This window comes from Chryseobacterium limigenitum (assembly GCF_900114875.1).
GTDB lineage: Bacteria > Bacteroidota > Bacteroidia > Flavobacteriales > Weeksellaceae > Chryseobacterium > Chryseobacterium limigenitum.
Genome location: NZ_FPKW01000003.1, coordinates 257331 through 272418, shown reverse-complemented (window position 1 = coordinate 272418; position 15088 = coordinate 257331). Strand labels below are relative to the sequence as shown.

The 15088-nt window shown below is 34.6% G+C and carries 14 protein-coding genes; 10 read left to right on the top strand and 4 right to left on the bottom strand.

Features of this window, described 5'->3' with window-relative positions:
• Positions 1–78: 78 nt before the first annotated feature.
• A complete protein-coding gene (locus BT156_RS06215; RefSeq protein WP_072408239.1) occupies positions 79–1047 on the top strand; it encodes an RDD family protein in 969 nt (322 codons plus the stop codon).
• 133 nt (positions 1048–1180) lie between these two features.
• Here BT156_RS06215 and BT156_RS06210 read toward each other — a convergent pair whose 3' ends face one another.
• The 3 genes from BT156_RS06210 to BT156_RS06200 form a co-directional block, all read right to left on the bottom strand.
• Positions 1181–2107 carry a malate dehydrogenase gene (locus BT156_RS06210; protein ID WP_072408237.1) on the bottom strand — a complete coding sequence of 309 codons (927 nt, stop codon included), beginning with the start codon at positions 2105–2107 and terminating at the stop codon, positions 1181–1183.
• 307 nt (positions 2108–2414) lie between these two features.
• Positions 2415–2966, bottom strand: coding sequence for a biliverdin-producing heme oxygenase (locus tag BT156_RS06205; protein WP_072408235.1), 552 nt, complete (start codon positions 2964–2966; stop codon positions 2415–2417).
• Between the two features lie 26 nt (positions 2967–2992).
• On the bottom strand, positions 2993–5182 hold the full coding sequence (locus BT156_RS06200) for an ATP-binding protein (protein WP_072408233.1): 2190 nt from the start codon (positions 5180–5182) through the stop codon (positions 2993–2995).
• Between the two features lie 479 nt (positions 5183–5661).
• On the opposite strand from BT156_RS06200, the gene BT156_RS06195 reads away from it, so the two are divergent.
• The 5 genes from BT156_RS06195 to BT156_RS06175 all read left to right on the top strand — a co-directional run bounded on the left by BT156_RS06195 (position 5662) and on the right by BT156_RS06175 (position 11883).
• Positions 5662–6822: a porin gene (locus tag BT156_RS06195; RefSeq protein ID WP_072408231.1), complete on the top strand. Its 1161-nt coding sequence runs from the start codon at positions 5662–5664 to the stop codon at positions 6820–6822.
• 18 nt (positions 6823–6840) lie between these two features.
• Positions 6841–8271, top strand: coding sequence for an anion permease (locus BT156_RS06190; protein WP_072408229.1), 1431 nt, complete (start codon positions 6841–6843; stop codon positions 8269–8271).
• A 125-nt stretch (positions 8272–8396) separates the two neighbouring features.
• A complete protein-coding gene (locus BT156_RS06185; protein WP_072408227.1) occupies positions 8397–9053 on the top strand; it encodes a succinate dehydrogenase cytochrome b subunit in 657 nt (218 codons plus the stop codon).
• An 11-nt stretch (positions 9054–9064) separates the two neighbouring features.
• Positions 9065–10981 (top strand): fumarate reductase/succinate dehydrogenase flavoprotein subunit, encoded by a 1917-nt coding sequence (locus BT156_RS06180; protein ID WP_072408225.1) that lies wholly within the window; start codon positions 9065–9067, stop codon positions 10979–10981.
• A gap of 152 nt (positions 10982–11133) precedes the next feature.
• Positions 11134–11883 carry a succinate dehydrogenase/fumarate reductase iron-sulfur subunit gene (locus BT156_RS06175; protein WP_072408223.1) on the top strand — a complete coding sequence of 250 codons (750 nt, stop codon included), beginning with the start codon at positions 11134–11136 and terminating at the stop codon, positions 11881–11883.
• Positions 11884–11970: 87 nt separating this feature from the next.
• Here BT156_RS06175 and BT156_RS06170 read toward each other — a convergent pair whose 3' ends face one another.
• The gene (locus tag BT156_RS06170; RefSeq protein WP_072408221.1) at positions 11971–12984 is read right to left on the bottom strand and encodes a nucleoid-associated protein; all 1014 of its coding nucleotides are present in this window, start codon (positions 12982–12984) and stop codon (positions 11971–11973) included.
• Positions 12985–13355: 371 nt separating this feature from the next.
• Between BT156_RS06170 and BT156_RS06160 the strand changes: the two genes are divergently transcribed.
• The 4 genes from BT156_RS06160 to BT156_RS06150 are packed head-to-tail and all read left to right on the top strand — an operon-like array spanning position 13356 to position 14955.
• Positions 13356–13712, top strand: a complete 357-nt coding sequence (locus BT156_RS06160; protein ID WP_072408217.1) for a DUF7674 family protein — start codon at positions 13356–13358, stop codon at positions 13710–13712.
• A 48-nt stretch (positions 13713–13760) separates the two neighbouring features.
• Complete coding sequence (locus tag BT156_RS22470; RefSeq protein ID WP_262484299.1) at positions 13761–13892, top strand: hypothetical protein; 132 nt, start codon at positions 13761–13763, stop codon at positions 13890–13892.
• A 48-nt stretch (positions 13893–13940) separates the two neighbouring features.
• Positions 13941–14336, top strand: coding sequence for a DUF7674 family protein (locus BT156_RS06155; RefSeq protein ID WP_072408215.1), 396 nt, complete (start codon positions 13941–13943; stop codon positions 14334–14336).
• A 58-nt stretch (positions 14337–14394) separates the two neighbouring features.
• Positions 14395–14955, top strand: a complete 561-nt coding sequence (locus tag BT156_RS06150) for a hypothetical protein (RefSeq protein ID WP_072408213.1) — start codon at positions 14395–14397, stop codon at positions 14953–14955.
• The last annotated feature ends 133 nt before the right edge of the window (positions 14956–15088 follow it).

The following is a 15088-nucleotide window of genomic DNA, read 5'->3' as shown; positions in this document are numbered from 1 at the left end:
AAATGGCAGTATTTTGAAAACAGTATAGAGTATTATTAAAACCTTTCATTACATTTGCCATCTTAAAAGCAAAAAAACATGGAAAATAATTTATTTCTATCCAAATTTTGGTCAAGAATCTGGGCATTGTTAATCGACTCTCTAATTCTTGGAGTATTCGGATATATATTAGGTCTGATTTTCAACAACTTCTTTATTTCACTGGGAGAAAATGCAAAATTAATCGGATGGTTCATTTCACTAGCTTACTTTTCAATCCTAAATTCTAATCTTCATAATGGGCAAACTTTTGGTAAGAAAATGATGAGCATTCAGGTTAGTGATATCAGCGGAAACCCTGTCAGTTTAAAAACTTCTTTTATCAGAGCATTGGTTTATACAACACCCTTTTTTCTGAATGGATTTAAAATTCCGGGCTCACATACATTTTCAATTATTTCAATCATTCAGGGAATCATCATTTTTACTGTTGGTCTTGGGATCATAGTATTTTATATCTTTAATAAAGAAACACGACAGTCCTTACACGATATTGTTGTGAAAACATATGTTGTTCAGGAATATAGGAATAATGAAGTTTCTTTCATGCCTACCATAAAAAAACTTTCTTTTTATATTACAGGAGGAATATTTTTGATTGTTATGGCAACTTCAATCTATAGTTTAAATAGTAATACGCAACTTCAAAAATTGGTTCCTGTATATGAAGAGATTTCAAATCAGGATCATATTTCAAATGCAAGCATTACGATGAATTATAATCTATTAGACAATTCAGAAAATAAACGTTTAACTTACACCATATTCAGTAAAGTAAATAAAAATTTGAAATCTGAAGATAATCTAGAAAATAACACCAACAACCCTGAGCTCAGAAAAGCAGTGGAAACATTCATTAACAGCAATGTTTATGATAAAGAGGAGGATATTTTAAGTGTTGTTGTAAGTTCAGGATTCAATATTGGTATTGCCAGCCAAAATTATTCAGTTTCTTTCTCCCAACCTATTCATGAATGGAAAAGAATATATAAAATCACTTCAAAATAAACCTATATATGCTTCAAGTTTTTAAAACCGCTAAAAAACTAGAAGAGCAAAAACTAGAAATTAATTTTTCACTGAATAATACAAATAAAAACCGCGCCCTTCGGGCGCGGTTTCAATATATAAAGTTCGATAATTAAAACTTCAAATCACCATTCACTTCTCTTACTGCATTGGCAGCTTCAGCGAATTTCAATTGCTCGTCAGCAGTCAATGTGATGTTAACGATCTTTTCTACCCCGTTTTTCCCGATGATAGCAGGAACACCAAGACAGATATCGTTTTGACCGTATTCACCTTCAAGCATTAATGAACAAGGGATCATTTTCTTCTGGTCGCATGCAATTGCCTGAACCATTACAGAAACAGCCGCACCTGGCGCATACCAAGCAGAAGTTCCTAATAATTTAGTAAGAGTAGCACCTCCTACTTTAGTTTCTTCGATTACATATTTTTGTTGCTCTTCGTCAAGGAATTCAGTTACAGGAACTCCGTTTCTTGTAGCCTTGCTCAATAGAGGAAGCATTCCTGTATCACTGTGAGCAGCGATTACCATTCCGTTTACGTCAGAAATCGGAGCTTCTAAAGCTTCAGCCAATCTGTACTGGAATCTTGCAGAATCTAAAGCACCACCCATACCGATGATCTTGTGCTTAGGAAGTCCTGAAGTTTTGTGTACCAAATACGCCATAGTATCCATTGGGTTAGAAACCACGATGATGATTACTTCCGGAGAATGTTTTACCAGGTTTGCAGTAACGTCTTTTACGATTCCTACGTTGATACCTATTAATTCTTCTCTTGTCATTCCAGGTTTTCTAGGAATCCCTGAAGTGATAACCGCTACATGAGAACCTGCAGTTTTGCTGTAATCTCCTGTTGTTCCGGTAATTTTGGTATCGAATCCGTTAAGAGATGCTGTCTGCATCAAATCCATTGCTTTACCTTCCGCAAATCCTTCTTTAATGTCTACTAAAACTACTTCTGAACAGAAGTCTTTCATTGCGATGTATTCTGCACAACTCGCTCCTACAGCGCCTGCACCTACTACAGTTACTTTCATAATGTATACTTATTTAAATTTATTTGTTGTTTAGTTTCAATTTTTTGACTCCCAAATTTAACAATTCCTGAAAAATTGAGCAATTTTTCATGAGTTTATATTGTACTTGGTTAAAATTTTTTATTTTAACCGTAAAAAAACAAAAGCTATTATTAAACTGTTTCAAGTTTATCTATTTTGAAAACACAAATCTGCAAAAGAATAAAAATCAAATATTTTTTGAACTTATATGTTCTTATTTGCCTTTCATGATGCGCTTAAACAGGCTTATTATCTACAATGTAACATTTAGATTTTTTGGATGATCTTAATTTACGTTTAGTAAAAACGTATATAATTTTTTAGCACCTGATAACACTTCGTTATAATTTTCCTCCGTAACTTCCGTATCTAAAACTTCTTTGAAACTCTTCCACATCGACCCTGTATTTTCCTGATAACATCCGAAGAAATTAAAGGTTACCTTATCAAAACCTTCCGTTTTAGAAAGCTGTTTTGCAATCACATTTCCACCTAAAGTAGAACCTTCGATCACGTACATTGCTCCTAAAGCCTCATAATCGTTGCTGAATTCAAGATCATGAGACGCATTTTGATTTTCTAATGATAAATTTTGAAGATCTTTCTCGATAAGAGGAAGTTTTTTTCTTTGATCCAACTGAAGTTTCTCAGAAAATTTATCAGAAAGATTGCTGAATATCTTGTCTTCAGAATGAAGCAACATCAAATAATTGGTATTGATAATTTTTTTATAATCTTCTAAAGTGAAAACCTTGTTAAAAATTTTGTCAGAATTAAAAAGTTTCTCGGCAGCATCGTGATATTCTGCGGTGTTTTGTTTAAGATATTCAGAGACCATAATGAGGTTTTAAAAGTTTCCCAAATTTAAGGCTTTTTGAACGTTAAAATAAAACTTGTACCATCTTTATTGCTTTCATAATCAACATTTCCTCCAATTCTGTTCATAATCCTGTGAACAATGGAAAGTCCTACTCCATTTCCTTTAAATTTTTTCGCATTATCCATTCTGTTGAAAATTTTAAACATCTTGTGTTTATCCTCTTCAGGAATCCCGATCCCGTTATCTGAAATTTTGTAAATAATGTTTTCACCCCCTTCAAATCCTGCAATCTCAACCCTTGGAAGATCTTGTTGTGAGGAATATTTCACTGCGTTATTAATGATATTTAAAAATACCTGATGCATCATCGTTTTATCTGCCAATACCTCAGGACAATCTTTAATGATGATCTCAGTTCCCGGACTTTCAAAAGTGATTTTAGCATTATCAGAGATCTTTTTAATAGTATTTGCCGGCTGTACTATTTCAAGTTCGATTTCGCTGTGTTTTGCTCGGCTCAGTTGCAGAACATCGTGCATCATTTCTGCCATTCCGTCAATTTCTTCGATGATGGAAGTCAGTTTATTTTTATTCTTATCTGTTTTTTCAAAATTAGAAAGAAGCATTTGCGCATTAAGCTTCATCACGGTCAAAGGTGTTCCTAGATCATGAGAAATCGTGTACGAAAAACTATCAAGCTCTTCATTCACTTTTCTCAACTGATTATTCAATTCTTTGATCGCGTTGTATTGTTTATGGGAAGTTTCAAGAATCACATCACGAACGGCCTGTACCGCGCTGATGTTCCTTGAACTCCACCTTCTTGAATTTCCTTTAATATTTTCTGTGAAAGCCTGAAAAGAAGTTCTCGGAGAAATAATATGCCTTTCTTCGCCGTTTTGCGAGAAAACACCAATCTGTTTTTCGGGATTTCCGGCCCAGTTGATATGTTCATCAAACTCTTTTCGGAACCAGATCAGCATTTCGTTTTTACTTCTTTCAATAAAATAAATGATGATTCCTGCTGCATTTTCGTTCAAGCCTAATTCCTCACCGTATTCTTTAAGGAAACTACGATTTACGTACAGACTTTCCTGTGTATTTTCATGTGCCCAATGAATGATTTTTCCAATCACAGAACGTTCGGGCGTAATGCCATCCGTAACAATATCTTCATCCGAAACAATGATCAAACCATCAGCTTCAGGCAATTCTCTTATATCCTTTTTATTTTCAACTAAAGAATCAAATAACGTATTATGTCTCAGAAAATCCGATTTCAAATAAGACGATTTTCCTTCCAAACTTATACGGAACTCAAGCTCTTTTTTAGATTTAAATGATGAATAGGCATTGGAAGCCAAAGCCGTAAAAATACCTGCCTGTACCCTGTCTTCAAGATCAATGTGTTTCGCTTCCGAATTTTGACACGTTACCAGTCCCCAAAGTTTATCATCGATAATAATAGAAACGCTAAAACTTGAAGACGCTCCGGAATTCTTGATATACTGCCCATGAATAGGCGACATACCGCGAGATCCGGTAAATGTAAGATCTATATTTTGTTTTGTTTTGCTAAAAATCGGAATGGTTTCAGAATATACATCACTAAAAATCCTCTTCCTTTTTTTCATGTATAATTCCCTCGCCTGTCTCGGAATATCAGATTCGGGATAATGAAGCCCCAAATAGCTTTCTAAATTTTCATTTCTTCTTTCTGCAATTACCTTTCCTGAACCGTCTAGCATGAATTTATACACCATCATCCGGTCATAATTCACAATTTTTGAAAGTGTACTCAATAATTGCTCCCAAATTTCCTGCGCACTATCAATGATGTAAAAATTATCGTATTTATTCGAAATACGTTTGTTCGGGTTTTCTAAAACTTCTTCAAATTCAAGAAAAATATGGTTTTTACTTCTGAAAACAGAAAAATGATACTCCTTTTCGCCAACGAAAATTTTATCAAAATACGTTTCGTTCTCCCTTCTTGTAAACTTATGCAATGAATCATAAATATCAGAATCTATGATACTTTTAAAGCTTTCAGGAAAGTCATTTATTTTTTTACCATAAAGAAATTCAACATTCTCAATACTGAAAATGTTGGAAATATTCTGACTAAAAAAAGTAATGGAATGAGATTCTACATCAATGCCAATCAGATACCCAAAACTTTGTATATACCCAGGAATATGTATGGGCTCTTCATGACAATCTACAAAATTCATATAATTCTTTAATCTATCAAATATAACGAAATTTTTAAAGCGATATTACTATGTGGTATCAAATATTGAAAACGTTAAAACATCGTTAATGCAGAGGATAGCATCCATAAAACACCTTTAAATCAGCATAAAAACATTTTCATTATTCACTTTTTAAAACCCTTTTCACTAATGATATACTAAAAAAATATCTAATAATTATTCTAACTTCATCATAACTGATTATTCACATGAATTTCATATTATACTTTGAAAATTTTATGTTAATTAAACAAAAATCATTAAATTTATATCACCAAATCAAGAATACATTTAGAAATCATTGATTATAAAATTAGAATTCAAGATTAATTTTCACTTAAATCTAAAAAAATATTATATGAAAAACTTCCCCTTTACTTCCTCACAAAAAGAACTCTGATCAGTAAGCTTCAGATTCTTAGCTTAAAAAGATAATATTACTCACAAACACAAATTCTATGACTTTTTTTTCAACAAAAAAAATGAATATCCTGATTTGTCTTATGCTGTTTTATTTTTCAGCAAATGCCCAGACTCAGGACTCTCTTCACTCCAAACAAGAAACGGAAGACAATGTAAAATATCCTCAACTTCAGATCAAAGGTCTTTTTCAGGCAAGATATCTGGTTGGTATGAATAAAGATGTGGATGTAAACGGACTTCATCATAATGACGGCTCGGGAACCAATAATAATTTCATGGTGAAATACATGAGGGTTCAGGTTCGGGCGCAGATCAGCAAGCGTACGGAAGTTGTTGCTTTGGCCAATTTAGCTGATTTCAAAAATGATCCCAAAAGCAGAGTTCTCGAAAATGCTTATTTAAAATACACTTTTAACCCAAAATTAGCTTTTACAGTCGGACAATTCAGACCTTGGTTCGGTATTGAGGAAACCTATCCTATCGACATCATTAAATCGTTGGACTGGTCAAATCAATACACAGAATTCGGAAAACTAGGCTGGACGAGCTTCCAGATCGGAATTTCCGCAACAGGACAGCTTGAATTAGGTAAAATCCCTTTTCAATACGCAGTCTCAGTTGTTAATGGAAACGGGAAAAATCAGGTCAATGATAATGATGACGGAAAACAATACTCTACAAGACTGGTTTTTGGTTTAGCTAAAAAATACAATCTTAATTTAGGCATAAACGGAGGTATTGGTGAGGTTTTCGGCAAAAAAATATATGCTGTAGGAGTTGATTTCAATTCACTGGTCAATTTTGGTTCAAAATGGAGCCTTGACATGCAATTGGAAGGAAAACAGGGAACCAATCACCCTTTGTATTTTGCCGTTGCGCCAGAAATCAGACCCGACAACCCCGATGAATACTTAATTCGAGGAGCTTACTTTCTTCCCAATTTGCGGTATGAAATCAATCACAGAAATTTAAGTGCCTTCGAATTGTCTTGTCGATATGAGTATTTGGATACTAATTTCAGATTAAATTCAAATCCAAGACAGACGATCACTCCAATGTTTGGGCTTGAATTCCTGAAAAATTACGGAGCAAGAATTCAGTTGGGTGTACAATTCGACCGATACAAACACAGCATTGCCAACACCACACAATACAATAATAATCTATTCATTGTTCAGGTACAGAGTAGATTTTAATCATTAAAACTGACTATTATGAAAGAAATTAATATTAAAGCCATAGCAATCACCTTTGCTGTTGCCCTTATCATATGGTTTATTCCTGCACCGGAAGGCGTTGCGGAAAATGCTTGGCATTTATTTGCCATTTTCGCAGCCACCATTTTAGGAATTATCTTAAAAGCAGCTCCAATGGGAACAATGTGTATGATGGCTATTGGTTTTACAGCGCTTACTCAAGTCGTAGCTCCGGGAGATGCAGGAAAATCAATCACAAAAGCACTTTCAGGATTTGGAGACAAAGTAATCTGGCTGATCGGGATTTCATTCTTTATTGCAAGAGGATTTATCAAAACAGGTTTAGGAAACAGAATTGCCTTTTTATTTATCAGAATTTTTGGTAAAAGTTCTTTAGGGCTCGCTTACGGATTAGGTTTGGCAGACGTTTGTTTGGCTCCCGCAATCCCAAGTAACACAGCAAGGGGTGGCGGAATTATTTATCCCATCATGAAATCTATGGCCATCAGTTTTGATTCCGTGCCTGAAAAACCTGAAACCCATAGAAAACTCGGATCGTTTTTAACACTCAATAGTTATTACATGAATCTGATCTCATCTTCCATGTTCTTGACCGGAACAGCAAGTAACCCGATGTGTCAGAAATTCGCTGCCAATTTAGGAATCAACATCACTTGGATGTCTTGGGCTGCTGCCGGTTTTGTACCCGGATTAGTTGCATTTTTCGTTGTTCCTTTGGTTTTATATAAATTGTATCCACCTGAATTGAAAAAAACAGGTGATGCTCCAAAAATGGCTGCCCAAAAGTTAAAAGAAATGGGACCAATTTCTAAAAATGAATGGTTGATGCTCTTGGCTTTCTTCATTTTATTAGCCCTTTGGATCTTTGGTGGAGCCTTATCAATTGATGCTACAACCACTGCTTTTATTGGCTTAACTCTACTTTTATTAACCTCAGTATTGACTTGGGAAGACGTAAAAGCAGAAAAAGGAGCTTGGGATACGATCGTTTGGTTTGCAGTTCTGGTAATGATGGCCAGTTCACTCAACGAACTCGGGTTTATCGGATGGTTCAGTGATCTGATTAAAGCTAAAATCGGTGGATTAATTTGGTACGTGGCCTTTCCGGTGATTATTATTGTTTACTTCTTCAGTCATTATATTTTTGCGAGTGCCACCGCTCACGTTGCAGCAATGTATGCCGCTTTATTAGGAGTTGGAGTTGCCGTAGGAATTCCTCCGATGCTGTTGGCAATGATGCTCGGCTTCTTAGGTTCAATTTATGGCGTTTTGACGCATTATGGTCATGGTCCGGCTCCGGTTTTCTTCGGAAGTGGATATGTTGAATTGAAAGCTTGGTGGCTCCGAGGTTTGGAAATAGGAATTGTCTTACTCATTATTTATATGGGAGTGGGCGGTCTTTGGATGAAAGTGCTAGGATATTATTAAAACGCGGGAAGATGGAAGTAGGAAGCTAGAGGTTTTGTTAACGCATAGTAGTTTCACTTTTTATAAACTCCCAGCCTCCTACTTCCCACATCCAGCCATTAATTAAAATTAAAAATCAAAAAAATATGCTGTCTACCTTATCAAGAAAAATGCTGATGTGTCTTACAGGTTTATTCCTGGCCTTCTTTCTGTTGATCCATTTCTTGGGAAATCTTCAGCTGTTTTTACCGCAGGAGCAGGCACATTTACAATTTAATGCCTACTCACATTTTTTATCGGGAAACATTATCATTAAAATCGTTTCCTATGTTTTGTATGCAAGTATTATTCTTCATGCAGTTGATGGACTTATCATTACGTTAAAAAATAAAAAATCAGGCGGAAATTACCAATCCGACAGAAGAGGAAGAGCCAGCAAATGGGCTTCCCGAAATATGGGAATTCTGGGAACATTATTATTAATTTTTCTGGTGATTCATTTTCAGAATTTCTGGTATATCTACAAATTCGGAAATCCCCCTTTGGATGAAAATGGAAATAAAGATCTCTATATTCTTGTGGTAACTGTTTTTAAAGAATGGTGGTATGTCATCATTTATGTGTTATCAATGGTTGCGTTGTGCTATCACCTGATCCATGGGATTTACAGCGCCATCAGAACTTTGGGATTATTTCATCCGAAGTTTGTGAATTGGTTTAAAACCGTTGGAATAGCGTATTCAATCATCATCAGTGTTGGATTTGCTTTGATGCCAATTTATGTATTCTTCACCGCCAATTAAATTGAGAAACTATGATTTTAGATTCAAAAATACCGGAAGGACCATTAGAACAGAAATGGGATAACTATAAAAAGAAAGCCAAACTCGTAAACCCCGCAAACCGAAAAAAACTTGACGTTATTGTCGTAGGAACAGGGTTAGCCGGAAGTTCAATCGCTGCCTCATTGGGAGAAATGGGCTATAATGTGAAATCATTCTGTTTTCAGGATAGTCCAAGGAGAGCCCATTCTGTTGCGGCACAAGGCGGTGTAAATGCGGCCAAAAATTATAAAAATGATGGCGACAGCGTTTACAGAATGTTTGTTGATACGTTAAAAGGTGGCGACTTCAGAGCACGTGAGGCCAACGTTTACAGAATGGCAGAATGCTCTTTAAACCTCATCGATCAGGCCGTTGCACAAGGCGTTCCGTTTGGAAGAGAATATGGAGGATATCTGAATAACCGTTCTTTCGGAGGTGTTCAGGTAAGCCGGACTTTTTATGCACGAGGACAAACCGGACAACAATTGTTATTGGGATCTTACCAAACTTTGATGCGACAAGTCGGAAAAGGAAGCGTGCAATTATTTTCAAGACATGAAATGCTGGATTTGGTTATGATTGACGGAAAAGCCAGAGGAATTATCGTCAGGAATTTGGACACAGGAGACATTGAAAGTCATGCCGCCCACGCCGTAGTGTTGGCAACGGGCGGTTATGGCAAAATTTACTATTTATCGACATTGGCGATGGGTTGCAACGGTTCTGCGATTTGGCGGGCTCATAAAAAAGGTGCGTTGATGGCTTCTCCAAGCTGGATTCAGGTGCATCCTACTTCACTGCCGCAGTCTGGAGATTATCAGTCAAAATTAACCTTGATGTCTGAATCTTTACGAAATGACGGCAGAATCTGGGTTCCTTTAAAAGAAAATGAAACCAGAAAAGCGAATGATATTCCGGAAAACGAAAGAGATTATTATTTGGAACGAAGATATCCGGCTTTCGGAAATTTAGCTCCTAGAGATATTTCGTCAAGAGCTGCTAAAGAAAGAATTGATGCAGGTTTCGGAATCGGTCCGTTAAAAAATGCGGTCTATCTTGATTTTTCTAAAGCGATCAACGAACAGGGAAAAGAAAAAATTCAGGAGAAATATGGAAATTTGTTTGATATGTATCTTAAAATTACAGGATATGATGCCTATCAGGAACCCATGATGATATCTCCTTCCGCGCACTTTTCGATGGGTGGACTTTGGGTTGATTATGAATTAATGACAACAATTCCCGGATTATTTGCTTTGGGTGAAGCTAATTTTGCGGATCACGGAGCCAATCGATTAGGCGCAAATTCTTTGCTTCAAGCCTCCGTTGATGGTTATTTTATTGCCCCTTACACGATTGCAAATTATTTATCCAACGAAATTCACACCGGAAAAATATCAACTGAAAATACTGAATTTGAAAAAGCTGAAAATGAAGTTAAACAACAGATTAAGAGGTTTATCAATATTAATGGAACAAAAACCGTTGATCATTTTCATAAAACCTTAGGAAAACTGTTATACGACTATTGCGGTTTAGCCCGAAATAAAGAAGGTTTAGAATATGCCATCCAAGAGATCCGAAAACTGAAACAGGAATTTTATAAAGATGTCAAAGTTTCCGGACAAGGTGACACGATGAACACCGAACTGGAAAAAGCAGGTCGAGTTGCCGATTATTTTGAAATTGGTGAACTTATGTGCTATGATGCTTTAACCCGAAATGAGTCCTGCGGAGCGCATTTCCGTGAAGAATACCAAACTGCGGATGGAGAAGCTTTGAGGAATGATTCAGAATTTCAATTTATCTCAGCCTGGGCTTGGAAAGGTGAAAGCAACGAGCCTGAATTGATTAAAGAACCTTTGATTTTTGAAGAAATACAGCCAACCGTAAGAAGTTATAAATAAAATTTTGATAAAAAGTACCTTTTTTAACCACAAAAGATTCAAAAGATTTTAACACATTAGATATTTTAAGTTTAATATGAAACTTCTTAAATCTCATGTGACTTATGTGTTAAAAATCACAATAGTTTAATTACTACCCAAACACAGAAATTATGGATTTACACCTTAAAATATGGAGACAGAAAGATAATCAGAGTGAAGGAAAACTGGTGAATTATGATTTAACAGCATTAAATCCTCACATGTCTTTTCTGGAAATGCTCGACACCTTGAATGAAAAATTGATCATTGAAGGCGACGAACCCGTAGAATTCGATCACGATTGCCGTGAAGGAATCTGCGGACAATGCGGAATGATGATCAGCGGATTGGCTCACGGACCTTTAAAAAATACAACAACCTGTCAGCTTCATTTACGTTCTTTCAAAGACGGAGAAACTGTTTTGATTGAGCCTTTTCGTGCTGAAGCTTTTCCGGTGAAAAAAGATTTAAAAGTAGACCGTTCTGCGTTTGACAGAATTATTTCTTCCGGTGGTTTTGTATCGATTAATACCGGTCAGGCTCCTGATGCAACGGCCATTCCGATCACTCATCAAATTGCAGAAGAAGCTTTTGATTCTGCGGCGTGTATTGGTTGTGGAGCGTGTGTGGCGACCTGTAAAAATGCAAGTGCAGCGTTATTTACTTCTGCAAAGATCACACATATGGTTTTACTTCCACAGGGAAAAGAAGAAAGAGGCAGCCGTGTGTTAAATATGGTGAAACAAATGGATGCTGAACATTTCGGACACTGCTCTAACACCGAAGCCTGTGAAGTGGAATGTCCGCAAGGAATTTCTGTTTTGAATATCGCCAGAATGAATTATGAGTATAACAGAGCTTTGCTTTTTAGAAAAAAATAATCAGATAATCTGATTTAAAATATCATTTTATCAAACCTTATAGGTTTTTGAAACCTATAAGGTTTAGTGAATTTTTATATCGTTTTTTTAAACTTCTTTATCGAAATACAGCATATAATATTTCCCTTTTTCATCTTCTCCGGTAGCCAGTTTCTGACGGTCGCCGTGGATATAGATGTGGAAGTTTTTATCTAGTTTAATGATACTCTTGAAATGTCTCTGCGTCTTTTTAACAGCTGCTTCACTGATCGGAAATTCTTCCGCAATATTGATCTGCATATCCTGTTCGTAATCTGTTTTAAAATTATTAAAACTTTCGATCACGTGTTCGTCTCCTAAAACTTCAGCTGCAAATTCGTCCAACTTAAACTCTTCTTTTTCTTTGAAGAAATTAATTGATTTATTTAAGAAATCTGCCTGATCTGCTTTAGAAACCTCAAATTCCTGAGGAAGTTGTTTGGTGATATAATCTTTGTAAACCATTAAGGCTTCCTGCGTGTGAAAATATTCATCATCACGTTGTTTTACCTTTAAAAAATCCTCAAACCAGTAATACATATCTCCGTTTTTGTTATTATCAACCACAGAAAGTACATATCCGGTTTCTTTATGATTATTGTAGATTAAAGCAGCTTTATCAATTTTTGACAAGCCAATTCCCAAGTCTTTTTCAATATCAAAACTGTCGCCTTGAGGAGCTATTTTTAAGAATGGCTCTCTTTTTTCGGTTTTAAAAATCCCGATCTTATCTACTTTTTCATCACCTTCTCTATCGTCTTCAAAGTAAACGATAAATAATTCTCCTCCCATAACTCTTGGGTTTTCGGCAACTTCAAAAAGATGCTTCGCAATATTTTCGGCTTCCCAAAGAAACTTGGCTTTATCGTCAAAAATTTCAGATACAGAACTGAAAACATGATTATTTACCAAATAGGTATCACTGTAAAAATTAAATGTTTCCTCAGACTTAAAAGACCCTAAAAAGTAATCTTCAAGCGATTCTGCCATCCCTTCTTCCAACTGCAATTCTTCCTGAGAAAGTATTAAAGACTCTCCGTTGATTTTATTTCCGACTCTGTGTACTACTATTTTTGAAAACATCTTTTGATTTTTATGGACTGCAAAGATATTAATAAAATCAAACAATGACCATCATTTCATTCTGATAAAAACCTTATCATTTTGACAGGCTTTTTTGCTTTAAAATTTTAATTAAAAAACACACAAAACGTTGATTTTAAAACACTTAAATAAAATAAATATTAAAAGGAATATAATTTGGCATTTAATCTTCAAAACATACAAAATGGACTTAAAGACATTAAACAGATTGGATACACTAAGAAGATTAAAAAGCAAAGGACCAAAAACACCAAAATGGTTAAAGCCTTATCATCTTATATTGATCGCTTTTTTGGTCGTCTTTATTTTTGGTGTTTTCATTAAATTTTTAGATCAAAATCAATAGTAATATGAATTATTTACAAGCTGCTCAGGAAATTACAGATGTGGTTCCCGACATTCAAAATGAATTGGAAAACAATAAAAGTCAAAATTCTTACAGTGTTATCCAGACTTTTACGGATCGTATTAAAAACATGATCCGCCAAAACGACAGAAATCTTTTATTTAAAAGCTTACAAAAGATGGATGACATCTACAGAAACGGCGATTTAAAGCTAAAAAACGCCGTAGAAAGCACTTTTATTTATTCTCTTGACAATTTTACCACATTTTGTAATGAGGAATACAGAAAAGTTATTTTTAGTCATATTTCTATTGACTTGCAGAAAATTTATTCAAAACAGATTTATAAACATGGAATGTAAAATTTTCATTACATATTTCACCCATTTTATTACAAAAAAGTTAAAGTTATGAAGACAAAAATCAGAAAAGAATTCGACTGGAAACAATGGAAAAAGTCTAATTCCAGACACAATATGGAAATATTGGCAACTCATATTGCCATCATAATAGGTGTATTTGTTTTTGCCGCCTGCTTATAAGTTTGGTACGGTTTTCGCGGCAATAGAAGTATTCGAAAAATATTAATTATGATGAATGTGCAAATGCAAACTATTAACCAAAAAATGGCTGTAGAGTATTTAAAATTTTTCTATCCATCAATCAGAAGTGAGATCACTCAATTATCAAAACAAAATAATTTTGCCGGAGTAATACAGGCGACCATCAATTATCTGAAAGACCTTTTATTAGAATCTAAGATCAATATCATAGGACATCATATTAAACTGATGGAATTCATTTACAAAAAAGGAAATCCTTATGTAAAAGATATGATTGAAAACCTTTTTATAAGGTCTTTTGAAAGCTTTAAAAAGCACACTAAAGTCCAATATTGGAATGATCTTTACAATTATATGCCTGTAAAATTTCAGGAAATATATGTAGAACAACAAAAGAAAGACGAAATATTCTTTGGTAAATAAAAATTAGATTTAAAACTCCCTGAACGTTTTGTTTGGGGAGTTTTTTTATATTTATAGCATGAAAATAAAAATTGTTTTTCTTCTTGTCTTTCAGCTATGTTTCATAAATGCTCAAATCTCTCAAAAAGTAAAAGCATTAGCAAAACCTTTAGATACAATCGACTATGCAGAATCTTCACACATGGGAATTGATGGTGAGTCAAGTATTATTTATGGTTACTTCAAAGAAATATCTAAAACAGCCAAGAATGATGAGCTCTATTTCTTTGCTAAAAATGGAAGCAATTCTTTAAGATTATATTCAAGCCAAGAACTTCTTAAAAGAAATGATAAAAGGTTTTTGGAAATTTATAAATTCTATACTGATAATCCACTTATTATGAAATACCAAATGGGCTGTGTAGGTAATAAAGAAAATATTGCAACTTACTTGAAAAGGGAAATCTATATGGCAACCGAGATCATTTCGATGAGAGATTATTTATTAAAAACGAAAAAGGACAAATTTATTAAAGCTCAATTGGAAAGTATTGAAGAAGAGGGTTACGACAAACTCACTCAAAAAAACTTAAAATTTTATTTGAGAGAAACAGATAAAATTGATAAAAGTAGAAATTAAGATCATCATATTTATAACAAAAACTGCCTCTAAAAATTTACACTCTTAAAGGCATTTTTATTTTTAGAATTTATTATTGCGCTTTTTTCACAAATACATTTAGAATAGTCTCAAGCTCTTTTTTATTTAATTT

Bases quoted from the DNA above. Each gene is read 5' to 3' on its own strand.
- BT156_RS06215 (WP_072408239.1), top strand. From the start codon at position 79: ATGGAAAATAATTTATTTCTATCCAAATTTTGGTCAAGAATCTGGGCA.
- BT156_RS06210 (WP_072408237.1), bottom strand. From the start codon at position 2,107: ATGAAAGTAACTGTAGTAGGTGCAGGCGCTGTAGGAGCGAGTTGTGCA.
- BT156_RS06205 (WP_072408235.1), bottom strand. From the start codon at position 2,966: ATGGTCTCTGAATATCTTAAACAAAACACCGCAGAATATCACGATGCT.
- BT156_RS06200 (WP_072408233.1), bottom strand. From the start codon at position 5,182: ATGAATTTTGTAGATTGTCATGAAGAGCCCATACATATTCCTGGGTAT.
- BT156_RS06195 (WP_072408231.1), top strand. From the start codon at position 5,662: ATGACTTTTTTTTCAACAAAAAAAATGAATATCCTGATTTGTCTTATG.
- BT156_RS06190 (WP_072408229.1), top strand. From the start codon at position 6,841: ATGAAAGAAATTAATATTAAAGCCATAGCAATCACCTTTGCTGTTGCC.
- BT156_RS06185 (WP_072408227.1), top strand. From the start codon at position 8,397: ATGCTGTCTACCTTATCAAGAAAAATGCTGATGTGTCTTACAGGTTTA.
- BT156_RS06180 (WP_072408225.1), top strand. From the start codon at position 9,065: ATGATTTTAGATTCAAAAATACCGGAAGGACCATTAGAACAGAAATGG.
- BT156_RS06175 (WP_072408223.1), top strand. From the start codon at position 11,134: ATGGATTTACACCTTAAAATATGGAGACAGAAAGATAATCAGAGTGAA.
- BT156_RS06170 (WP_072408221.1), bottom strand. From the start codon at position 12,984: ATGTTTTCAAAAATAGTAGTACACAGAGTCGGAAATAAAATCAACGGA.
- BT156_RS06160 (WP_072408217.1), top strand. From the start codon at position 13,356: ATGAATTATTTACAAGCTGCTCAGGAAATTACAGATGTGGTTCCCGAC.
- BT156_RS22470 (WP_262484299.1), top strand. From the start codon at position 13,761: ATGAAGACAAAAATCAGAAAAGAATTCGACTGGAAACAATGGAAAAAG.
- BT156_RS06155 (WP_072408215.1), top strand. From the start codon at position 13,941: ATGATGAATGTGCAAATGCAAACTATTAACCAAAAAATGGCTGTAGAG.
- BT156_RS06150 (WP_072408213.1), top strand. From the start codon at position 14,395: ATGAAAATAAAAATTGTTTTTCTTCTTGTCTTTCAGCTATGTTTCATA.